Origin of the sequence: Georgenia sp. Z1491 (assembly GCF_049856175.1) — a bacterium.
Taxonomy (GTDB): Bacteria; Actinomycetota; Actinomycetes; order Actinomycetales; family Actinomycetaceae; genus JB111.
On record NZ_JBNDNA010000004.1, the window covers coordinates 122,724 to 143,676 of the forward strand.

Here is a 20,953-nt window from a genome sequence, read left to right on the forward strand (position 1 = left end):
CCGGGCCCGGCTCAGTGGGCGAAGTGGCGGGTGCCCGTGAGGTACATCGTCACGCCGGCGGCCTGCGCGGCCGCGGTGACCTCGTCGTCGCGGATCGAGCCACCCGGGTGCACGACGGCGCGGACGCCGGCGTCGAGGAGCACCTGCAGCCCGTCGGCGAACGGGAAGAACGCGTCGGACGCGGCGACCGCGCCGCGCGCACGCTCGGGCCGCGCGGCCGCACCGGTGGCCTGCGCGCCGCCCGCGGAGTCGACGTCCGAGCTCACCTCGACCCCGAGCGTGTTCGCGCGCTCGACGGCGAGCCGGCAGGAGTCCACGCGGTTGACCTGGCCCATGCCCACGCCCACGGTCGCGCCGGCGTGCGCGAGCAGCACCGCGTTCGAGCGCACGGACCGCACGGACCGCCACGCGAACTCCAGGTCCGCGAGCGTGGCCGCGTCGGCCGGCTCGCCCGCCACGTGGGTCCAGGCCTCCACGGCGTCGCCGGGGGCGTCGACCGCGTCGCGGGCCTGGACGAGCGCACCGCCGGTGACGGGTCGGATCTCCGTGCCGTCGCGCGGCGCCGGGGTCACCGTGAGGACGCGGAGGTTCTTCCGCGTGGACAGCACCTCGACGGCCTCCGGCTCGATCTCCGGTGCGACGAGCACCTCGGTGAACACGCCCTTCATGGCCCGGGCCATCGCGGCGGTCACGGGCCGGTTCACGGCGATGACGCCGCCGTAGGCCGAGACCGGGTCGCAGGCGTGCGCGGCGCGGTAGGCCTCCTCGACGTCCTGACCGACCGCGATTCCGCACGGGTTGGCGTGCTTGATGATCGCCACCGCGGGCCGCTCGTGGTCGAGTGCGGCACGCAGGGCGGCGTCGGCGTCGACGTAGTTGTTGTAGCTCATCGCCTTGCCCTGCAGCTGAGTCGCTCCCGCGATACCGTCGACGGCACCCGCGGGGGCGTACAGGGCGGCGGCCTGGTGCGGGTTCTCGCCGTAGCGCAGGGTGGCGCGCCGCTCGAGCGCCAGCCCCACGAAGGCCGGTGCCTGCGCGACGGGGGCGTCGGCGTCATAGCCGGTCGACGCGGTCTCGGCCTTCCCGACCTGCTCGGCGAACCATGAGGCGACGGCCGAGTCGTAGGAGGCGGTGTGGGCGAAGGCGTCGGCGGCGAGCGCCCGCCGCTCGGCGAACGTGAACCCGCCGGCGTCCAGCGCGGCGACGACCTCGCCGTACCGGCCCGGGTCGACGACGACCGCGACCGAGGGGTGGTTCTTCGCCGCGGCGCGCACCATCGTGGGTCCGCCGATGTCGATCTGCTCGACCGCGGCGTCGTACCCGGCACCGGAGGCGACGGTCTGCGCGAACGGGTAGAGGTTGACGACGACGAGGTCGAACGGCTCGATGCCGAGCTCGTCGAGCTGCTCGCGGTGCGCGGGCAGCCGACGGTCGGCCAGGACTCCGGCGTGGACGTTCGGGTGCAGCGTCTTGACCCGTCCGTCGAGGCACTCGGGGAACCCGGTGACGGCCTCGACGGGGGTGACGGGGATACCGGCGTCGGCGATGAGGGCGGCGGTCGAGCCCGTGGAGACGATCTCCACGCGCGCCTCCGCGAGCGCCCGGGCGAGGTCCTCCAGGCCGGTCTTGTCGTAGACGGAGACGAGCGCGCGACGGACCTGGTGGCGGTCCGCGGCGGCCCGGACGGAGCGCTCGGGGCCCGTCCCGGGTGCGGTGCTCGTGGACGGGGCGTCGGCGTCGGGCGCGGCGTCGGTGTTCGGCTGGACGGTCACGGGGTCCTCCTCGGGTCGGCGGTCCCGGGCGCGGCGGGCGCCCGGCCCCGGCGCCCAGGCGAGCGGCGCGGTGAGGGGTGCGTCGGTCGCTCCCCGGTGGTCACCCACCTCGTTCGCCAGTCGCGACCGGTGGCCAGTCTACGGCTCGCTCCCGCGGCGCACGGCGCGCCGTCAGGACGTGGGACGCGTCTCCGGGAGCGCGAGCTCGCCCCGGGCGAGCCGGGTGAGGACGTCGACGAGCATGTCCCGCTCCTCGATCTTGATGCGCTCGTGGAGCGTCGCCTCCGTGTCGTCCTGCTCGATCCGCACGGCCCGTTGGTCGACGATCGGTCCGGTGTCGACCCCGGCGTCGACCACGTGGCAGGTACAGCCGGTGACGCGCACCCCATGGGCGAGGGCGTCCCGCACCCCGTGGGCGCCGGGAAAGGCGGGCAGGAGCGCGGGGTGCGTGTTGAGCACGGTGCCGGCGGCCAGCACGGCCGGGCCGAGGATCTTCATGAACCCCGCGCTCACGACCACGTCCGGCGACCAGGTGGTGATCTCTTCCGCGAGCCGGGCGTCCCAGGCCCCGCGGTCCGGGTGGTCCCCGAGGGCGACGACGAACGTCGGCACGCCCGCCCGCCGGGCGCGCTGCTCGCCGAGCGTTCCCGGCCGGTCCGCGCCGACGGCGACCACATCGATCGGCGCCCCGCCCGCAGCGGCGTCGAGGACGGCCTGGAGGAGCGTCCCCGATCCGGAGACGAGCACGACGAGGCGCAGCCGCTGCGCGGCGGAGGTGGTCACGACGACCAACGGTAGACGTCGAAGAGGTGACAATGGGTCGGTGACGACGCCACCGACCGGACGGACGCCCGCCCCGACGAGCGACCCGGGGCCGTCCGGGTCCGCGGAGGAGGAGCGTGCCACGCAGCTGGCCCGCTGGTCGACGGCGGCCAGCGTCCTGGTCATCGGCAGCGCCCTGGGCACCCTGGTCGTCACCCGCTTCCCGCAGAGCATCGGGCTGGGGGTGCTCGCGCTCATGGGCCTCGCCGCCGCGGTCTACGCGCGTCGGTTCCGCGCACCGACGGCGGGTGCGGGACCGGCCGGGCCAGTCGGCGGCCAGGGCAGCCGCGGTGCAAAGGGCGGCAGTGGTGGCCGGGCCGGCGCCGCTGACGCACCCGAGGACCGCCCGGGACCCACCCTCGAGCAGCGCCGTGCGCGCTCGACCGTCGTGACGATCGTCATCGGCTCGATCGTCGCGGCGCTCCACCTGCTGCCCGCGCTCGCCTGGAACATCCAGCTCGACCACCAGGAGTGCCTCGACGGCGCCGTGACGAACCAGGGGCGGGAAGCCTGCGCCAACGAGCTCGACGACCGGCTGCGGGACATGCTCCCCATCGGCTGAGGGACGCTCCGGAGCCACCGACCCCGGTCCCGCCGTCCCACGTCCCGGACACCGCTCCTCGCCGTCAGCGCCCGCTCCGCCGCGCCGTTAGCGTCGCGGGCATGACGCAGCCGAGCACCAGGACCATCCACGCGGGCCAGTCCCCCGACCCGGCGACGGGCGCGGTGAGCAGGCCGCTCCACCTCTCCTCGACCTTCCGCCACGACTCCGTGGGTGTCCTGCGGGCGGGCTACGAGTACACCCGCACCGGCAACCCGACGCGGGACGCGCTGCAGGAGACGCTCACCGAGCTCGAGGGCGGCGCGGGGGCGTTCACGTTCGCCAGCGGGATGGCCGCCGAGGACGCCGTGCTGCGGACGCTGACGGGCCCCGGGGCGCACGTCCTGCTCGGCGACGACGCGTACGCCGGGACGCACCGGCTCATCGAGTCGACCTTCGGCCCGTGGGGCGTCACGCTGTCCACGGTCGACCTGTCCGACGTCGACGCCGTGCGGGCGGCCGTCGCGCACACCCCGCCGCGGGTCGTCTGGATCGAGACCCCGAGCAACCCGCTGCTGCGGATCGTCGACGTCGCCGCGGTCGCCGAGATCGCCCACGCGGCCGGGGCGGTCGTCGTCGTCGACAACACCTTCGCCACGCCCTACCTCCAGCAGCCGATCGCCCTGGGGGCCGACCTCGTCGTGCACTCGCTGACCAAGTACCTGGGCGGGCACTCCGACGTCGTGGGCGGCGCGGTGGTCCTCGCCGACGACACGTGGCGCGAGGCCCTGGCCGACCTGCAGAACGGGGCGGGCACCGGCCTGTCCCCGTTCGACTCCTGGCTGGTCAGCCGCGGGATCAAGACGCTCGCCGTGCGGATGGACCGGCACTGTACGAACGCCGCGAGGGTCGCCGAGGCCCTCGCGGACCACGCGCTCGTCACCGAGGTCGCCTACCCCGGCCTCACCACCCATCCCGGGCACGACGTCGCCGCCCGCCAGATGTCCGGGTTCGGCGGCATGGTCTCGGTCCGCCTGACCGACGCCGAGGCGGCGCGCACCTTCGTCGAGTCCACCGAGCTGTTCACGCTCGCCGAGTCGCTCGGCGGGGTGGAGTCGCTCATCGAGCACCCGGCGACGATGACGCACCTCGCCGCCGTCGGCACGCCCCTGCAGGTGCCGGACGACCTCGTGCGGATCTCCGTCGGCATCGAGGACGCCGGGGACCTGGTCGAGGACCTCCTCCGGGCGCTCGACCGCGCACGCACCTCGGCCGACCGGCAGGTCACCGCCACCGCCTGACTACGCCGCCTGACCGACGCCGGGGGCGGTCAGCCCCACGGGTCCGAGGCCGCGGCGCCGTCAGCGCGTCGAGCCCGAGGCCGCGGCGCCGTGCGCTCGACCGCCGCGGGACCGCGAGGAGCTCGCCATGGAGCCCGTCACCGACCAGCGGCCGGCGCTCGCCGACGACGTGGTGCGGGTCGTGGATGTGGCGCTCGTCGACGAGGTGGTGCGCGTCGACGACGTCCGCGACCGGTTCGAGCGGGCCGAGGAGGACTGCGTCGAGGTCGTGCCGGCGCCGCTCCCGGCACCGGTCGACCTCGCCACGCTCTCCCCCGCCGCACCCGCGCTCGCCGAGTCCGTCGTGCTCGCTGCGCCCTGCGTAGCGGCCGCGCCCTTCTCACCCCGCGGACCCTTCTCGCTCCGCGGACCCTTCGTAGACGTCCCTGCTGTGGCGGCCCCGGACCCCGCGTCAGCGTCGTCCGTGCCCTCCGTACCTCCCGTGCGCCCCCGCACGGAGCGGACACCGCCGGCGATCCCGGCGCGGACGAGGGGGTGGAGAAGGACCGTGGTGAGGAGGGCGCCGAGCGCGACCCCTGCGGTCACGAGGCCGGCGAGCACGAGGGCGTCGGGGCCGAGGTCGGCCATCCGCCCCGAGCCGATGCCGCCCGACGACGCCAGTGCGGCCACGAGGGTCGCGCTTCCCACGATCAGGGCGGCGCCGAGCGCGCCGGCGACGGCGTCGACGAGGCGGTGGGCGTGGCCGGGCCGGCTCGTCCACCAGGCCCCGACGGCGCCCGCGACGACGACCAGCAGCACGGGCCAGGCGCCCAGCGGTGACGGCGACTCCGGCAGCGCGCCGAGGAGCGGGATGCCCGGGACGGCGCCGAGCTCGACACCGCCGGGCGCGACCGAGGTCCCGGCGCCGACGGCGAAGCCCGGACCCGCGATGTAGGACAGCGCCCACACCCCCAGGGTCGGCAGGTACGCGAGCTGGCCGAGCACGAGCACGGTGGCCCCGACGACCCCGGCGTCGAAGGACTCGTGGAGGGCGAGGACCCGGTCGGCGTGCAGCGCGAGCGCGGCCACCGACGCGAGCAGGCCGAGGCAGACGAGCACGGCGAGCGTCGCGGCCGCACCGCGCAGGGCGCGGACACCGACCAGGAGGCTGCGGTACCCGAACCGGTCGCTCGGGGCGGCCGCGGCGTCGTCGGCGATGACGTCCCTGGTCCGAGCCCCGGTGCGCCACCACGACCACAGGCCACCGGCCGCGGCCACGAGGGCGGACCCGAGCGCGAGGCGCAGGTGGTCGACGTCGAACGGCGAGAGGAGGCTGACGCCCTGCACGAGGACGACGTAGCCGACGCCGACGACGACGTGGGTCGCGCCGACCAGGACGTGGCGCCGGGCGGTGGCCATGACGAGCGCGGCGAGGACCGCGCTGAGGCCGAGCGGCACGAGCGAGAGCGTCCCGGCCGGCGCGCCGTGGCCGAGCAGCCAGGCGGCCGAGCCCACGCCGAGCGCGGACTGCCACGTCGTCTCCCCCAGCGCCGGCGAGGCGGCCGTGGCCACGTAGGCGGCGATCGCGGGGACCACGCAGACCAGCCAGCCCAGCAGCGCCGCCTCGAGGGCGGCGACGAGCGCGCGCAGCCAGCCCTCGGGCAGGAGCAACCGGCGGCCGGTGCCGGTCGCCGCGGGTCGGGTCGTCGTGGCGGTCATCGGGGACATGGTCGCGCCGATCGTCGCCCGAGAGCGGGAGCCACGCCCGGGTGTCGGTGCTCACCGCGGGCCGCGGCCCGCGCCCCTCGGCACCCGGCACCCGACACTGCGCAAGCCCGACGACGACATACGCCCCCGGGCGACCATCTGGTCGCCCGGGGGCGTACGTCCGTGCAGCACCGGGCCGCGGGTGCGGGCCCGACGTCGGGTCAGGCCTTCGCCGCGAGGATCTCCTTGGCGAGGTTCGCCGTCTCCGTGGGGGTCTTGCCCACGCGGACGCCGGCGGCCTCGAGGGCCTCCTGCTTGGCCGCGGCCGTGCCGGCGGAGCCGGAGACGATGGCGCCGGCGTGGCCCATCGTCTTGCCCTCGGGGGCGGTGAAGCCGGCGACGTATCCGACGACCGGCTTGGTGACGTTGTCCTTGATGAACGCCGCCGCCCGCTCCTCGGCGTCGCCGCCGATCTCGCCGATCATGACGATGAGGTCGGTGTCCGGGTCGGCCTCGAACTCGCGCAGGGCGTCGATGTGCGTGGTGCCGACGACCGGGTCACCGCCGATGCCGATGGCCGTGGAGAAGCCGATGTCGGACAGCTCGTACATCATCTGGTAGGTCAGCGTGCCCGACTTCGAGACCAGGCCGATGCGGCCGGGACCGGTGATGTCCGGCGGGGTGATGCCCACGTTGGACTGGCCGGGCGTGATGATCCCGGGGCAGTTCGGGCCGATGAGGCGCACGCCCTTGGTCTGCGCGTAGGTGAAGAACTCGGCGGAGTCCTTGACCGGGATGCCCTCGGTGATGATGACGACCAGCTCGACCCCGGCGTCGACGGCCTCGACGACGGCGCCCTTGGCGAACGCCGGCGGGACGAAGATGACCGACACGTTCGCGCCGGTGGCCTCCCTGGCCTCGGCGACCGTGCCGAACACGGGGACGGACACCGCCCCGCCGGTGCGCTCCTCGGCGCCCGGGCCGATCGGCGTCACGTCGAAGTCGACGGTGGTGCCGGCCTTGCGCGGGTTGGTTCCGCCGACGACGTTCGTGCCGGCGGCGAGCATGCGGCCGGTGTGCTTGGTGCCCTCGGAGCCCGTGATGCCCTGGACGATGACCTTGGAGTCGCGGTTGAGAAAGATCGACATGGTGGTGGGTCCCGTTCCTTACTTCGCTGCCGCGAGCTCGGCGGCCTTGGCCGCGCCGCCGTCCATGGTGTCCGCCTGGGTGACCAGGGGGTGGTTCGCCTCGGCGAGGATCGCCCGGCCCTGCTCGACGTTGTTGCCGTCGAGCCGCACGACGAGCGGCTTGGTGGCCTGGTCGCCGATGATCTCGAGCGCCTGGACGATGCCGCGGGCGACCTCGTCGCAGGCGGTGATGCCGCCGAAGACGTTGACGAAGACCGAGCGGACCTGCGTATCGCCGAGGATGACGTCGAGGCCGTCGGCCATGATCTGGGCCGAGGCGCCGCCGCCGATGTCGAGGAAGTTCGCCGGTCCGACCCCGTGCGTCTCGCCCGCGTAGGCCACGACGTCGAGCGTGGACATCACGAGGCCCGCGCCGTTGCCGATGATGCCGACCGAGCCGTCGAGCTTGACGTAGTTGAGCCCCTTGGCCTTGGCCTTGGCCTCGAGCGGGTCCTCCGACGCCGCGTCGACCAGCGCCTCGTGGTCCTCGTGGCGGAAGGAGGCGTTGTCGTCGAGGGAGACCTTGCCGTCGAGGGCGATGATGTCGCCGTCGGGGGTGCGCACGAGGGGGTTGACCTCCACGAGCGTGGCGTCCTCCTCGCGGTAGACGGTCCACAGCCGCTGGATCGCGTCGGCGACCTTCGGGGCGACGTCGTCGGAGAACCCGGCGGCGGCGACGATCTCGTCGGCCTTGGCCTTGTCGATGCCGACGACCGGGTCGACGGGGACGCGGGCGAGGGCCTCGGGACGCTCGACGGCGAGCTGCTCGATCTCCATGCCGCCCTCGACGGACGCCATGGCGAGGTAGCGGCGCTCGGAGCGGTCGAGGAGAACGGAGAAGTAGTACTCGGTGTCGATGTCCGCGCCGGCGGCGACGAGCACCTTGCGGGCGGTGTGGCCCTTGATGTCCATGCCGAGGATGGCCTGGGCGTGCTGCTCGGCCTCGTCGGCGGAGCGGGCGAGCTTGACGCCGCCGGCCTTGCCGCGACCGCCGATCTTCACCTGTGCCTTGATGACCGCGAGCTCGCCACCGAGCTCCTCGTAGGCGGCGCGCGCCTCGGCCGGGGTCGAGGCGACGATGCCCGGCAGCACGGGGACGCCGTGCTTCTCGAACATGTCGCGCGCCTGATACTCGAAGAGGTCCACCCGATGGTTCCTTCCCTCGCTCGTTGGCGGTGTCTCGACTCCGGGACACCGCTGGGAGCGTAGCGCGGGACCTAGGTCCCGGCCGGACCGTCTCAGGGTGTGCCAGACCACGTTCCACGGCGGATCTCCGCGGTTTCCGGCAATCGTGGCCAAGTCTTGGGACGACCGTGGCGGGGCGTTGTCCTATCCCTGGCCGTGGCGCTCGGCGATCTCCTCGAACGCAGCCGTCAGCGTGTGCGTGTACTCGTGGGCACCGTCGATGTCGGGGTGGATGTTGTCCGCCTGCAGCGCGCCGGGGTTCGCCGTCGCGGTGGCGTTCCAGTCCGCGATCGCCACGTTGTCCCGGCCCTCGGCGAGGCGCTCGAGCTCCTCGTTCGCGGCGGGGATCCACGACGACGCGCCGTAGAGGTTGACGAGCACGACGGGCCGGTCGGGGCCCAGCGCATCGAGGATCCGCTCGGGGATGCTCGGGTCGGGCACGCCGCCGTTGGTCCCGTAGTGGACGACGACGGCGCGGCGCACCGTGCCGGCCTCGATCGCGGCGTCGACGACGGCCTCCCCCGCCGGCCACTGGTCGTTCGACAGGGCGCTGACGTGCACGCCCGGGTAGTAGTACTCCAGGGCGTCGAGCGTCGTGACGACCATCGAGTCGCCGAACACGGACAGCTCGTCGCCCGTGGGCACGGAGAAGTCGGCGTCGGAGTCGATCGGGTCCGTCTCCTCCGCAGGCTCCTCGTCCGACGGGGCCGCCTCGCCGGACCCCTCCTCACCAGGGCTCTCCGAACCGGAGTTCTCCTCGCCGGCCCCCTCCTCGGCCTCCGGCGGCTGCTCCCCCGGCACGGCGTCCTCGCCGCCCGACGGCGCCTCTCCCGCGGCCCCCTGCGCCTCCTCGGCGGCGGCGAGCTCCTCGGCGCGCTGCTGGGCCAGGCGGTCCTCGTTGGTCTCGATCTGGGCGGCCGTGTCGGTCTGGTCGGGCGCGGTGGCGACGGCCACCCCGGTCCCGGCCACGAGCAGGAGCCCGAGCGCGCCGGCCATGCGGGCGGGCGCTGCGGCGGCGGGGCGGAAACCCGTGATGGCGGCGAGCCAGGAGCGCAGCGTGGCGCGGATGCCGTTGCGGCGCACGGGCTGCTCGAGCCACTCGTAGGAAGCGGCGGACACCCCGAGGGTGACGACGAGCGCGGCGAGCCGCAGGACGGTCCGTGCGGCGGAGCCCTCGGCAGTCGGCACGAGCGCGTCGAGGACGATGACGACCGGCCAGTGCCAGAGGTAGATGCCGTACGAGCGCTCGCCCAGCCAGCGCAGCGGCGCGAGCTCCATGACGGCGGTGAACCAGGTGCGCGGGCCGAGGAGCGCGGCCACGAGCAGCGCCGCGGCGAGCGAGGCGGCGAACAGGCCGCCGCGGAACGTCCACACGGAGTCGAACGCCATGAATGTCGAGAGCAGGAGCAGCACCGCGAGGCCGACGAACGGCACGACCGGTCGCGCTCGCTGCCACGCGGGCGCGGTGAGCGGCCCGCGGGAGTCCTGCGCGACGAACGCCAGCGCGATCCCGAGCATGAGGCCGAACAGGTGGGTGTCGGTGCCGTAGTAGACGCGCGTCGGGTCGGCGCCGGGGGTCACGAGGACGGCCATGAGGATGCCCGAGACCACGGCGACGACGATCGCGACGGCGGCGAGCGCCCGGGGGGCGCGGACGAGCTTGACGAGCGGTAGCGCGAGCAGCGGCCAGAGGAGGTAGAACTGCTCCTCGACGGCGAGGGACCAGAAGTTGACGAACAGCTGGGGCGCGGTCTGGTCGGCGTAGGAGGAGCCCGCCGCGATCTCCAGCCAGTTCGAGGAGAACGTCAGGGCGCCGAGCACCTGCCGCCCGATGTTGACCATGAGGTCGCGCTCGACGAGGGCCGCCACCGGCACCGTGACGACGACGACGAGCGCGAGGGCGGGCAGCAGGCGTCTGGCACGCCGCCGCCAGAAACCGGGCAGGTCGATCCGGCCCGAGCGCCCGATCTCGCGCAGCAGCAGGGTCGTGATGAGGAAGCCGGACAGGACGAAGAACAGGTCGACGCCGATGAACCCACCGCGCGAGAACGCCGGGAAGAGGTGGAACACGAGCACGGCGCCCACGGCGAGCGCACGGATGCCGTCCAGGCCCGGGATGCGTCCCGAGCGGACGATGTCGCGGGCCGAGGAGCCCCCGCGGGGCGGGCCGGTTCGTGCGGTCGGGCCGCGCAGCGCACCGACCGAACCGTCTGGTCGCTGACGGTCGTCCATCGCCTCACCACCTGTTGCTCGCTGCACCGGCGCTCGCCGCTACCACGTCGTCCGGCCACACGCTATGACTCGGTTCTGCCCTGCGGGAGGTCGACGCGCGGGCAGACATCCCCGCACTTCGCCCGCCCATTCCCGCAGGTCACACCAGCCACAGACGCACCACGAGCACCGTGGTCAGGGCCTCTCGGAGCAGCATCCGGGCACGGGCTCACCCGTTCACGCCGGGTGTCCTCGCGAGGTCCCCGGCCGTGCCGGACACGTCAGAGCTTGGTCACCGGCGCGTAGCGCAGGAGCAGCCGCTTGACCTGGCCGCCGCCGAAGTCGACCTTGGCGACCGCGGACGGGCCGGGATTCTCCAGCGAGACGACGGTCCCGAGCCCGTAGGCGTCGTGCGTGACGCGATCGCCCGGGCTCAGGGACGGGACCTCGACGTCGGGCCGCGGGGTCGCGGACCCGAAGCGCGCCTCGCCGTCCTTGCGGACGTTCTCGCCGGGCTTCCACGGCCCCGGGGAGGCACCTCCCCGGGGCGGCCGCGCCGGGCGTGGGGGCTCGGCGCGGGAGATCCGCACGCCCGAGGCCCAGGTGCGGCCGTCGGCGCCGCGGCCGGAGCCACGGATCGCGTCGGTCGAGGACTGCTCGCGGCGCCACTCGACGAGCTCGGGCGGGATGTCGGAGACGAACCGCGACTCCGGCATCTCCTGGGGCAGGCCGAACGCCGTGCGCACCGCCGCCCGGGAGAGGTAGAGGCGCTCGCGCGCGCGGGTGAGCGCGACGTAGGCGAGGCGGCGCTCCTCGGCGATCTGGTCGGACTCCCCCAGGGAGCGCTGGTGCGGGAACGTGCCGTCCTCGAGACCGGTGACGAACACGACCGGGAACTCCAGGCCCTTGGCGGTGTGGACGGTCATGAGGGTGACGACGCCCTCGTCCCCCGCGCGGCCGGGGATCTGGTCGGCGTCGGCGACGAGGGCGACCCGCTCGAGGAAGTCCCCCAGGGTGGCCTCGGGGTCGGCCTCGGCGAACTCCTGGGCCACGGCGTGCAGCTCGGCGAGGTTCTCCACCCGGCCGGCGTCCTGCGGGTCCTCCGAGGCGCGCAGCTCGGCGAGGTAGCCGGACCGGTCCAGGGCGGCGTCGAGGATCTCTGCGGGGGTCGAGCCGGCGTCGAGCATCTCGCGCAGGCCGCTCATCAGCTCGTGGAAGCCGCCCACGGCGGTGCGGCTGCGGGTGGCCAGGCCGAGCACCTCGGGGGTCGTCCGGCCGTCGACGCTCGCCCCCGGCGTGCCGGCGGCGTCGGCGATCGCCTGGCCGAACGAGACGCGCTCCCGCGCCGCGTGCCGCTCGAGCATCTGCTCGGCCCTGTCGCCGAGCCCTCGCCGGGGGACGTTGATGATGCGCCGCAGGTTCGCCTCGTCGTCGGGGTTGGCGACGGCCCGCAGGTAGGCGACGGCGTCCTTGATCTCGCGCCGCTCGTAGAAGCGCGTCCCCCCGACGACGACGTACGGGACGCCCGCCCGCACCAGCATCTCCTCCAGCGCCCGGGACTGGGCGTTGGTCCGGTAGAAGATCGCCATGTCGCCGTAGCGCAGCGCGCGCTCGCCCGGCCCAGGCCCACCGGTGGTGGCGCCCTCGTCGTCCCGCAGCCGGTCGACCTCCTCGACGACGAACCGCGCCTCCTCGTGCTCGCTGTCCGCGACGTAGCCGACGATGCGCGGGCCCGAGCCGGAGTCGGTCCACAGGTTCTTCGGGCGCCGCCCCGGGTTGGGGGTGATAACCGCGTTGGCCGCGGTGAGGATGTTCTGGGTCGAGCGGTAGTTCTGCTCGAGCAGGATCGTGCGGGCGTCCGGGTAGTCGGCCTCGAACTCGAGGATGTTGCGGATCGTGGCGCCGCGGAAGGCGTAGATCGACTGGTCGGCGTCGCCGACGACGGTGAGCTCGGCGTGCGGCACCGCCTGCCCGGGGCCCGTCGGCGCGCCGGCGTCCTCGGTGCCGCCGGACAGCTCGCGGACGAGGACGTACTGGGCGTGGTTCGTGTCCTGGTACTCGTCGACCAGGACGTGCCGGAACCGGCGGTGGTAGTGCTCCGCGATCGCCGGGAACGCCTGGAGCAGGTGGACCGTGCGCATGATGAGGTCGTCGAAGTCCATCGCGCTGGCCTGGCGCAGCCGCGCGTCGTAGCCGCGGTAGACCTGGGAGACGACCTCGTCGAGCTCCTGGCCCGAGCCCATGACCGAGGACGCGTGGTCGTCGGGGTCGATCAGCTCGTTCTTGAGGTCGGAGATCTTGCGGGCGAGGAGCTTGGCAGGGAAGCGCTTGAGGTCGACGTCGAGCTCGCGCCCGACCAGCGTGATGAGCCGCTGGCTGTCCGCCGAGTCGTAGATGGAGAACGAGGAGCGCATCCCGAGGGCCTCGTGCTCGCGGCGCAGGATCCGCACGCAGGCGGAGTGGAAGGTGGAGACCCACATGCGCTGGGCGGAGGCGCCGACGAGGTCCTCGACGCGTTCGCGCATCTCGGCGGCGGCCTTGTTCGTGAACGTGATCGCGAGGATCTCGCCCGGGCGTGCGCGGCCGGTGGCGAGCAGGTGGGCGACGCGGTGCGTGAGCACCCGGGTCTTGCCCGAGCCGGCGCCCGCGACGATGAGCAGCGGACCGCCGGCGTGCGCCACGGCCTCGCGCTGCTGCGGATTGAGCCCGACGAGCAGGGACTCGGCGCGCTCGTCGTCGCTCGCCCCGGCCGCCGCGGCACGGGCCGCGTCGCGCTCCGCCCGGCTCGGGAGCTGCGCCCCCGAGCCCGCCGTGGGCAGGCCGGCGAACGGGTCGGCCTGCGCCGGCAAGGAGTCCGACGGGCCCGGGTCCTCCTCGGGGGGCGCCTCGGGCGGCACCCAGTCGTCCTCGTCCGGGCGGGGGGCGAGGGTCGCGGGCAGCGCCGTGGTGCGGCCCGGGCGCGCGGGGAGGTCGAGTCCGTCGAACAGGGTGCTCATCGTCGGTCCAGGTTAGTCGCGCCCGCCGACACCCTGGCGCCGGCCTGTGGACGGGGACGCGCGCAGGTGGGGCATCGGCACGAGACACGTGCCGACGCCCCGTCTGATCAGGCGAGTGTCGGCACGCCAGGCGCGTCCGTGACGAACCACGGGTCGAGGAGGATCGTCTCCGACGCCGCCCTCCTCAGCCGGCGCGACAGCGACCAGCTCCACGCCGCGACCCGCACCGGAAGGCCTCGCCGCACGAGGCGCCCGACGGGGTCGGCGAAGATGCCGTCACCGGAGACCAGGACGAGCTCGTCGAACCGCTCGGGCAGGCCCTCGTCGAGCACCTCGAGGAGTGCTCGGTCGGCGCCGTCGGGACCGGTCCCGATCCGGAGGCGAGCGCCCGACCATGCGGTACGGGCGTTGAAGACGCCGGTCACGTCGGTCGCGACGACGACCTGCTCATGCTCACCGACGCCCACCTGGGACTCGATGATCGCGCGCCCGGTACGGGCGAGCTGCGGGGTGGAGACGCCGCCGCGTACGACGTTCTCGAGGTCGACGAGAACGAGGCGGCGACGATCGGCGCGGACGCCGGACCGTGCGGGGCTGGGGGTGGACGGGGCCATGAGTGTCGTTGTCATGGGCCAAGATTCGCCTCGAGACCGCCTTCTGAGGGACCTCTGATCGGCCTGGAGCCACACCGCCGATTGGCCCGTCCAGCCGGACCGATCGACGGGCCTCGTCCGGGCCGTTCACCGACCGGGCCGGACGGCGCACCTACTCCTCCAACCGGACCACGTGCTCACCCGTGGTGGGCTCGAACCGTTCCGTGCCGCCGACGAGACGGACGTGGTCCGGCATCCTCTCCTCGGACGCGTCGAAGACGAGGTCCCGGAATACCGTCTGCCCTGGATTGACGTGCTGGGTGCGCGGCATGGCTCGCCCCTCGCCGGCGATCTCGGCCAGCGCCTCGTCGCCCAGCCAGTCGGGTTCGACCGTGCCGTACCAACCGCCCACGCGGTCCACCAGCACGCTGTTGACGAGACCGATCTCCTGCGGGCCGTCGGTGGGGTTGGAGATCGCGACGGTGACGACCGTGACCTTGCGCGCGTAGCCCGGCCCGTCCTCCTCGTCGGCGTAGTCGCGCATGACGACCTGGGTCCCCAGGAGGACGTCGTCGACATCCGTCACCCGCACCTCGAGCTCCCCGATCTCGACGGTGTCGTCGAGGCCAGGGGCGTCGTCGTCGGCCGTGCCCAGCCGTCCGGGCACGTCGTTGGTGCTGGCGAACCCGACGATCACCTGGACGAGGAACACGGCGAGCAGCACCGCGGCCGCGATCGCGAGGACCTTCTGAGGACGCGTCATGGACCTGCGACCCACGCTCTCCTCCGCGCCGCTCATCGCAGCTCCACGAGGACGTCACCGGTCGCGCCCGACGTGAGGTGCGCCGGGACCCAGAGTGCGTCCGGGACGGCGTCGGCGGGCAGGTCGACGACCAGCCGCCCGGACGTCCGTCCTCCGGCGTCGACCGTCACGTCGCCGCCCATCAGCCACGCGTGCTCGCTCAGCTGCTCGTCGGAGGCGACCGCCGCGTACCGGCGCCCCTCCTCATCGACGACGCGGAGCCGGCCCGAGTCGAGGTGGAGCGGGATCTGGTCCGAGTCCGACTCGACGACGACCCGGGGGACGACGTACCGACCGTCGGTCTCGCGGAAACCGCGCGGCGCGGGGGCGCCGACCTCGACCTCGTCGACGCGCAGCGTCCCGGCGGAGCCGGGCGTCGCCGAGGTTCCGCCCCGCAACTGCGCACCGACCGGAACCGGCTCTCCGAGGCCGACGGTCCCGGCGTCACCGTCGGGGCCGCCGCCCTGGCCGAAGGCCGGCCAGCCGTCGAACCACAGGTAGACGTTGGCGGCGACGAGCGCGACGACGAGCACCACGAGCAGCCGCGTCCGTCCCGGGTGCCGGTCGCGGTCACCGGTGGCCCCGTTCCTCGGTCTCTCCTGGTCGGCGGCGCCCGACATGCCCCTCACCCTCCGTCCCTCGCACCCGCGTCGGCGCGCCGTCCGCCCGAGGGTCTCAGCCGACCGGTCACGCGCACACCGGTCCCGACGGGGCCTTCTGCCCGGTCGCAGGTCGCGGCGGCGCGCCGACGAGCAGCGGGGAACCATGAGGGACGGCGGCCCGACGGCGGAGGGTGAGCTCCGCCGTCGGGCCGCCGTCGTGGCACCGGGATCGTGCGCCGGGGGTCGCGCGATCCCGGACCGGGGGCCCGGCCCGCGCCGGGGAGGTCGCGGGCCGGGCGGTCGATGGTCAGCGCAACCGGACGTCCTCGGGGCTGGAGAACAGGCCGGACGAGACCTGGAGGAGGTCGACCTCGGCGTCGGCCGGGATGTCGAAGAGCAGTGCGCCGGAGGCGGTGTTGCCGGGGTTGATGTCGGTGACCAGCCACGAGGTGGTCCCGTCGAGGTAGATGGATGCCGACGACGTGTCGTGCTGGCGGCCTGCCGTGTCCACGAGCACCGCGTTCGACTCGACGAAGGTCTCGGCGCGGTCGCCGGTGTTGGTCATGCTCAGCTGCACGAGGACGAACTGGCCCTGGGCCTGCTCGCCGAAGTACTGGTCGCCGACCGACGCGATGCCGGTCTCGACCTCGGTCACCGTGACCTCGAGGTCGCCGACCTGGACCGGGACGCCGATCTGCGGGTCGGCCGGCTCCTCGGCCGGCGCGTCGGCCGCCGGCGCGTCGTCCGCCGGGGCCCCGTCGGCCACCTCGACGCCGTCGGTCGCCTCGGCAGAGGCGTCGCCATCCGGCGCGGTCGCCTCGGCGGAGGCGGTGGGCGCCGAGGTCACGCTCGGCGTCGCGGCCTCGGAGGCGTCCTCGTCCCCACCGAGCTGGGAGCCGACGACCCCGACGCCGGCGAGGACGAGCACGCCGGTGAGCACCTTGTGGCGGGCGAGCCAGCCGCGGCTCGCCTTCTGCATGCGCTTCTGCGCCTTGAGCTCCTTCTTGCTCATCGGCACGGCGGGCGCGCCGTAGGGGGTGGGGGCGGCAGGGCCGCCGTTCTCGGGCGTGGGCTGCGTGGTCATCGGATCCTCCGGTGGGGGCTGGTCGGTACGGGGGAAGACTCGCCCGCCGGGCCCGCACGGCGGCTCCCCCGACCGGTCCGCCCCGCCCCCTCCGATCGGTCCGACCGGCCGGGCCGTACGGAGGGCGCCGGAGGCCGCGGGAGCGGACACAATGTGCGCCATGACCATCCCGAGCGCCGGCCGTCCCGGCGAGCACCACGCCGATCCGGCGTCCGTGCTCCCTCCGGGCGCCTACGGCACCGCCTGGGAGAGCGAGGCGATGCAGCCCGCAGGGGTCAGGGCGCCCGGGCGAGCGCCCCGGGACTCCGGCACGAACAGAGCCACCTCCACGGCTCCTCGACTCGGGGTGGTCCGCCGCGAGCTGCGGCGGACGCGGACGATCGCGCTCTGCGTGGTGATCGGGGTCTTCGCCCTGATGGACCTCATCTACTCCCCCTGGGTGCGGGCATGGATGGAGGAGGACCCCGACACGACCGCCATCTGGAAGGTCGTGCTCGTCCTGGTCCTCACCCTCGCCGGCGCGCTGCACGGACTGGTGGTCCTCCCGCGCGCTCGGTGGCCGCGGGTGACCCTGGCGATCGCTTCGGCAAGCGCCCTCGTCCTGCCGTTCTCCCCCGTCGCCGCGCTCGTCGTGCTCTCGAGCCACCTCACGCACCGCCGGCTCGACCGTCCGGTGCTCGCCTGCGCCGTGGTCGCCGTCGCGACGGCTGTGTGCACGTGGCGGGACCTGCTCGGCACCACGACATGGACGTCGTGGATGCGGGTCCTGCTGTCCAACGCGCCGTCCGACCACGCGCCCGCACCCGTGCCGTGGGCAGGCGTCGTCGTCCTCGTCGGCCTCACGTTCGGTGCGTCGATCGGCATCGGCCAGCTGCGGCGCGCGCGGCTCGAGGCGCGGGCTGCCCGCGACGCCGCCGACCGCGCCCGCAGCGTGGCCGAGGAGGCGCGTACCGCCGAGATGGACGCCCGCCGGGAACGCGACGACGCCGTGACGACCGCGTCCCGCAGAGCCGAGCGCGAGCAGGTCGCCCGCGAGATCCACGACGGCATCGGGCACCGCCTCTCCCTGCTCTCCCTCGAGGCCGGGGCACTACAGCTCGAGGCGCGCGGGGACGGCCGGCTCGAGGAATCGGCGGCACGCCTGCGCTCGCAGGCCGCCGAGGCCACCCAGGAGCTCCGGACGCTGGTGGGGATGCTGCGCGAGCCCACGCCCGAGCCGGTCGTCACGCTCGACCACCTGCAGACCGTGCTCGACGAGTCGGCGGACGCCGGCCAGCTCCTGTCGGCGACGGTGCGGATCGACGACGGTGCCGCCGCGCCGGCCACGCTCACCCGGGCGGTCCACCGCATCACGACCGAGATCATGACGAACGCGCGCAAGCACGCTCCCCGCGAGACACTCCGCCTGCGGGTGACGGGCGGCCCCGGGACCGGTATCGACGTCGAGGCCGCGAACCGCGTGCCCGCACCACCGGAGCCCGACGAGTCCGGTGGTCCGGCTGGCGAACCCGGTCTCGGTCCGGTCGGTGCCACTGGCCGCGGCCCCGGCGCCGCGCCCGGCGGCGCCGGGCTCGTCGGCATCGTCGAGCGTGCCGAGCTGCTCGGCGGGACCGCGCGGTACGGCGTCGACGGCGACCGGTTCCGCGTGGACGTCCACCTCCCCTGGCAGGACGGGGACGGCAGCACCTCCTCCTAGACTGCTCGGGTGCCCCCGCCCACTCGCGTGCTCGTCGTCGACGACGACCCGATGGTGCGCGCGTTCGTGCGACGGATCATCGACACCGACGACGCCCTCGAGGTCGTCGGCGAGGCCGCCGACGGCGCCGCGGCGCTCGAGGCGGTCATCGCCCACCACCCGGACGTCGTCCTCATGGACCTGACGATGCCGGGCACCGACGGCGTGGCCGCGACCCGGGCCATCCGCGCGCGCCCGTCGCCGCCGGCGGTGCTCGTCCTCACCACGTGGGACGTCGACAGCAGCGTCGACGCCGCCCTGCAGGCCGGGGCGGTCGGCTACCAGCTGAAGACCGCCGAGCCGGCCGAGCTCCTCGCCTCGATCCACGCGGTGGCGGCGGGGCACGGCGCGATCTCACCGCAGGTCCAGCCCGGGCTGCTGCGGCGGATGGCGGGAGCCGGCTCCACGCGTCGGACGGCAGCGCGCGAGGCGCTGGCCGGCCTGACCGAGCGCGAGATGGACGTCGCCCGCCTCGTCGCTCAGGGGCTGTCGAACGGCCAGATCGCGGGTCGCCTGCACCTCGGCGAGACAACGGTGAAGACCTACCTCGCGGGCGTCCAGGCCAAGCTGGCGGCGGAGAACCGCACGCAGGTCGCCGTCATCGTCGACCGGGCGGCATTCGGCGACTGAGCGACGAGCAGCCGCCTACCGCGCCCGGAGGAACACAGCCGTGTCCTCGTCCACGAACCCGAGGTCCAGGCGCACGGGCCCGACCTGCTCGCCGCCGGACTCGTCGAGGTCGAGCTCGTCGAGCGGGGCGTCGGTGACCTCGATACGGGGCTCGTCGCACGCGGGCGGTTCCGTCTCAGTGACCTCGTCGCAGAGGTAGGCCGAGCCGTCCGGAGCATCCGTGGTGACTAGGACAGAGTCGACGACGAGCCCGAGGTTCGGCACCGCGATCTCTAGGGCGTCCGCCACGGTCCACGACTCTCGCCCCTCGGACACGGGCCACCCGGACGGGGTCTCGTTCTGCTCGACCACGTCGAGATAGGCCACCGTGTCCGCGTCGACGACCTCGGCGACGATGACGACGCTTCCCCACCGGGCGCCGGACGCCTCGAGCAGGTTGAGATCGTCGAGGGGAGCGCCGGTCAGCTCGAGGATCGCGGGCGCACAGACGGGCGGGTGCGTCTCACCGACGACGTCGCACAGCTCGGCCCGCTCGTACGCGATGAGAGCGGCGTCGATGACCACCACGTCACCGGGCGAAGCGGTGTCGGCCACCGTGCGCGCGGTCACGGCCGGACCGGTCGGCTCGTCCGGTCCGTCGGACGCGGACGCGTCGGGCGGCCCCTCCGACGCCGCGTCGGAGGGTGCGTCGGTGGACGACTCCCCCGTCGCCTCGTCGTCCGACGGCCCGCACGCGACGAGCGCGCCGGCGAGCGCGAGGAACGAGGCGAGTCCGACCGGCGCACGCGCACGTGCCCGGCGTTCCTGAGCCGGCGACAGCGGTCGCCCCGGGTGCGCGCTCACCGCACGATCCAGGCGACGACGAACGTACCGACGGCGACCATCGCCCCGGCGAGCTCGATGAGGATCGTCAGCCCGGCGGCCTTGAGCGCGCGGACCGTGGCCGGCCAGGCGCTCCGGACATCCCGCAGCCGCGCGAGCTCGACGAGGAACACGGTGCCGACGAAGAACAGGACCAGTCCGACGACCGGCACGACGAAGAATCCGACGACACCGGCGAGGGCGGCGACGACGAGCGTGGACGTGCGCACGCCACCGCGCTGCATGTACCGCCCGGCGAGGACGTAGCCGAGCACCATCGCGAGGAGGAAGGACGCGATCGCGATGATCGCGACGGTGAGGCCGAGCGTGCCGCCCTGGTACCAGCCCCAGATCGCGACGGCTGCCGCGACGAGACCGCCGCCGGGGAAGATCATCGTCACCGTGCCGAACAGCCCGACGACGATCGCCAGGATCGTGAGCAGCTCGGCCACGGTCGCGCTCCTGCCTCGTCGGTGCGCGCCGGTCGGCGGCGCGGCTCAGATCGTACGCGCGGGAGCCGCCCCGCACGCGCGAGGGGCCGGGACCCCGTCAGGTCCCGGCCCCTCGGTGCGGCGTCGGATCAGGTCCAGAGCACCGCGACGGCCACGTTGACGACGATGAGCCCGATCAGGGTCGGGATCATCGGGGAACCCTTCTTCCCGTCCCTGCGGTCGCGGTCGCCGAGGAAGGCCACGACGGTCGCGCCGAGGGCGATGACGAGCTTGACACCGATCTTGATGTGGTTGACCTCGCCGTCGCCCATCTCCGCCATGCCGACGAGCAGGATGCCGGCGACGAGGGCCGTGAGCACGCCGTGGGTCGCACCCTTGGGGAGCTCGCCGCCGCGCAGCCCGGCGATCGCCATGCCGAGGGCCATCGCCCAGCCGAGGAGGTGGATGACGAGGAGGATGCCGGTGACGATGTCCATGCCTCCAGGTTATCTGT

The 20,953-nt window shown here is 74.2% G+C and carries 18 protein-coding genes and 1 riboswitch; of the genes, 4 read left to right on the plus strand and 14 right to left on the minus strand.

The annotated features are described in order from the left end of the window. Positions 1-11: 11 nt before the first annotated feature. Entirely contained in the window at positions 12-1,619 is a 1,608-nt protein-coding gene (gene purH, locus ACPYO4_RS05725; RefSeq protein ID WP_425708381.1) for a bifunctional phosphoribosylaminoimidazolecarboxamide formyltransferase/IMP cyclohydrolase, read from the minus strand. A gap of 198 nt (positions 1,620-1,817) precedes the next feature. Next, positions 1,818-1,906, minus strand: a riboswitch (ZMP/ZTP riboswitch). Positions 1,907-1,943: 37 nt separating this feature from the next. Further along, positions 1,944-2,555, minus strand: coding sequence for a phosphoribosylglycinamide formyltransferase (purN, locus tag ACPYO4_RS05730; RefSeq protein ID WP_425708256.1), 612 nt, complete (start codon positions 2,553-2,555; stop codon positions 1,944-1,946). A 40-nt stretch (positions 2,556-2,595) separates the two neighbouring features. Between purN and ACPYO4_RS05735 the strand changes: the two genes are divergently transcribed. Together ACPYO4_RS05735 and ACPYO4_RS05740 are read left to right on the plus strand one after the other, a co-directional pair. Then, positions 2,596-3,156: a hypothetical protein gene (locus ACPYO4_RS05735; protein ID WP_425708257.1), complete on the plus strand. Its 561-nt coding sequence runs from the start codon at positions 2,596-2,598 to the stop codon at positions 3,154-3,156. 101 nt (positions 3,157-3,257) lie between these two features. Further along, positions 3,258-4,436, plus strand: coding sequence for a cystathionine gamma-synthase (locus tag ACPYO4_RS05740; RefSeq protein WP_425708258.1), 1,179 nt, complete (start codon positions 3,258-3,260; stop codon positions 4,434-4,436). A 60-nt stretch (positions 4,437-4,496) separates the two neighbouring features. Here ACPYO4_RS05740 and ACPYO4_RS05745 read toward each other — a convergent pair whose 3' ends face one another. From ACPYO4_RS05745 to ACPYO4_RS05785, 9 genes are all read right to left on the minus strand, one after another. Further along, positions 4,497-6,134 (minus strand): DUF6350 family protein, encoded by a 1,638-nt coding sequence (locus tag ACPYO4_RS05745; RefSeq protein WP_425708259.1) that lies wholly within the window; start codon positions 6,132-6,134, stop codon positions 4,497-4,499. Between the two features lie 209 nt (positions 6,135-6,343). After that, positions 6,344-7,270 (minus strand): succinate--CoA ligase subunit alpha, encoded by a 927-nt coding sequence (sucD, locus tag ACPYO4_RS05750; protein ID WP_425708260.1) that lies wholly within the window; start codon positions 7,268-7,270, stop codon positions 6,344-6,346. Between the two features lie 18 nt (positions 7,271-7,288). After that, positions 7,289-8,455 carry an ADP-forming succinate--CoA ligase subunit beta gene (gene sucC, locus ACPYO4_RS05755; protein WP_425708261.1) on the minus strand — a complete coding sequence of 389 codons (1,167 nt, stop codon included), beginning with the start codon at positions 8,453-8,455 and terminating at the stop codon, positions 7,289-7,291. A gap of 183 nt (positions 8,456-8,638) precedes the next feature. Further along, positions 8,639-10,726 carry an acyltransferase family protein gene (locus tag ACPYO4_RS05760; protein WP_425708262.1) on the minus strand — a complete coding sequence of 696 codons (2,088 nt, stop codon included), beginning with the start codon at positions 10,724-10,726 and terminating at the stop codon, positions 8,639-8,641. A gap of 260 nt (positions 10,727-10,986) precedes the next feature. After that, entirely contained in the window at positions 10,987-13,701 is a 2,715-nt protein-coding gene (locus ACPYO4_RS05765) for a UvrD-helicase domain-containing protein (protein ID WP_425708263.1), read from the minus strand. A gap of 107 nt (positions 13,702-13,808) precedes the next feature. After that, complete coding sequence (locus ACPYO4_RS05770; protein WP_425708264.1) at positions 13,809-14,330, minus strand: NYN domain-containing protein; 522 nt, start codon at positions 14,328-14,330, stop codon at positions 13,809-13,811. A gap of 136 nt (positions 14,331-14,466) precedes the next feature. Then, positions 14,467-15,057, minus strand: coding sequence for a hypothetical protein (locus ACPYO4_RS05775; RefSeq protein WP_425708265.1), 591 nt, complete (start codon positions 15,055-15,057; stop codon positions 14,467-14,469). Between the two features lie 32 nt (positions 15,058-15,089). Next, complete coding sequence (locus ACPYO4_RS05780; RefSeq protein ID WP_425708266.1) at positions 15,090-15,716, minus strand: hypothetical protein; 627 nt, start codon at positions 15,714-15,716, stop codon at positions 15,090-15,092. A 289-nt stretch (positions 15,717-16,005) separates the two neighbouring features. Further along, on the minus strand, positions 16,006-16,782 hold the full coding sequence (locus ACPYO4_RS05785) for a DUF4352 domain-containing protein (RefSeq protein ID WP_425708267.1): 777 nt from the start codon (positions 16,780-16,782) through the stop codon (positions 16,006-16,008). Between the two features lie 160 nt (positions 16,783-16,942). On the opposite strand from ACPYO4_RS05785, the gene ACPYO4_RS05790 reads away from it, so the two are divergent. Together ACPYO4_RS05790 and ACPYO4_RS05795 are read left to right on the plus strand one after the other, a co-directional pair. Then, positions 16,943-18,478, plus strand: a complete 1,536-nt coding sequence (locus ACPYO4_RS05790) for a sensor histidine kinase (protein WP_425708268.1) — start codon at positions 16,943-16,945, stop codon at positions 18,476-18,478. A 9-nt stretch (positions 18,479-18,487) separates the two neighbouring features. Continuing rightward, a complete protein-coding gene (locus tag ACPYO4_RS05795) occupies positions 18,488-19,147 on the plus strand; it encodes a response regulator (RefSeq protein WP_425708269.1) in 660 nt (219 codons plus the stop codon). Positions 19,148-19,162: 15 nt separating this feature from the next. Here ACPYO4_RS05795 and ACPYO4_RS05800 read toward each other — a convergent pair whose 3' ends face one another. The 3 genes from ACPYO4_RS05800 to ACPYO4_RS05810 all read right to left on the minus strand — a co-directional run bounded on the left by ACPYO4_RS05800 (position 19,163) and on the right by ACPYO4_RS05810 (position 20,936). Continuing rightward, complete coding sequence (locus ACPYO4_RS05800; RefSeq protein WP_425708270.1) at positions 19,163-19,990, minus strand: hypothetical protein; 828 nt, start codon at positions 19,988-19,990, stop codon at positions 19,163-19,165. Further along, a complete protein-coding gene (locus ACPYO4_RS05805; protein ID WP_425708271.1) occupies positions 19,987-20,460 on the minus strand; it encodes a DUF456 domain-containing protein in 474 nt (157 codons plus the stop codon). The genes ACPYO4_RS05800 and ACPYO4_RS05805 overlap by 4 nt, the downstream gene beginning before the upstream one ends. Before the next feature lie 128 nt (positions 20,461-20,588). Further along, complete coding sequence (locus ACPYO4_RS05810; RefSeq protein ID WP_425708272.1) at positions 20,589-20,936, minus strand: hypothetical protein; 348 nt, start codon at positions 20,934-20,936, stop codon at positions 20,589-20,591. Positions 20,937-20,953: the final 17 nt, after the last annotated feature.

What these genes read in the sequence shown, in the direction of transcription:
- ACPYO4_RS05740 (WP_425708258.1), top strand. Translation starts at nt 3,258, where the DNA reads ATGACGCAGCCGAGCACCAGGACCATCCACGCGGGCCAGTCCCCCGAC.
- ACPYO4_RS05745 (WP_425708259.1), bottom strand. Translation starts at nt 6,134, where the DNA reads ATGACCGCCACGACGACCCGACCCGCGGCGACCGGCACCGGCCGCCGG.
- sucD (WP_425708260.1), bottom strand. Translation starts at nt 7,270, where the DNA reads ATGTCGATCTTTCTCAACCGCGACTCCAAGGTCATCGTCCAGGGCATC.
- ACPYO4_RS05760 (WP_425708262.1), bottom strand. Translation starts at nt 10,726, where the DNA reads ATGGACGACCGTCAGCGACCAGACGGTTCGGTCGGTGCGCTGCGCGGC.
- ACPYO4_RS05765 (WP_425708263.1), bottom strand. Translation starts at nt 13,701, where the DNA reads ATGAGCACCCTGTTCGACGGACTCGACCTCCCCGCGCGCCCGGGCCGC.
- ACPYO4_RS05770 (WP_425708264.1), bottom strand. Translation starts at nt 14,330, where the DNA reads ATGACAACGACACTCATGGCCCCGTCCACCCCCAGCCCCGCACGGTCC.
- ACPYO4_RS05775 (WP_425708265.1), bottom strand. Translation starts at nt 15,057, where the DNA reads ATGACGCGTCCTCAGAAGGTCCTCGCGATCGCGGCCGCGGTGCTGCTC.
- ACPYO4_RS05780 (WP_425708266.1), bottom strand. Translation starts at nt 15,716, where the DNA reads ATGTCGGGCGCCGCCGACCAGGAGAGACCGAGGAACGGGGCCACCGGT.
- ACPYO4_RS05785 (WP_425708267.1), bottom strand. Translation starts at nt 16,782, where the DNA reads ATGACCACGCAGCCCACGCCCGAGAACGGCGGCCCTGCCGCCCCCACC.
- ACPYO4_RS05790 (WP_425708268.1), top strand. Translation starts at nt 16,943, where the DNA reads ATGACCATCCCGAGCGCCGGCCGTCCCGGCGAGCACCACGCCGATCCG.
- ACPYO4_RS05810 (WP_425708272.1), bottom strand. Translation starts at nt 20,936, where the DNA reads ATGGACATCGTCACCGGCATCCTCCTCGTCATCCACCTCCTCGGCTGG.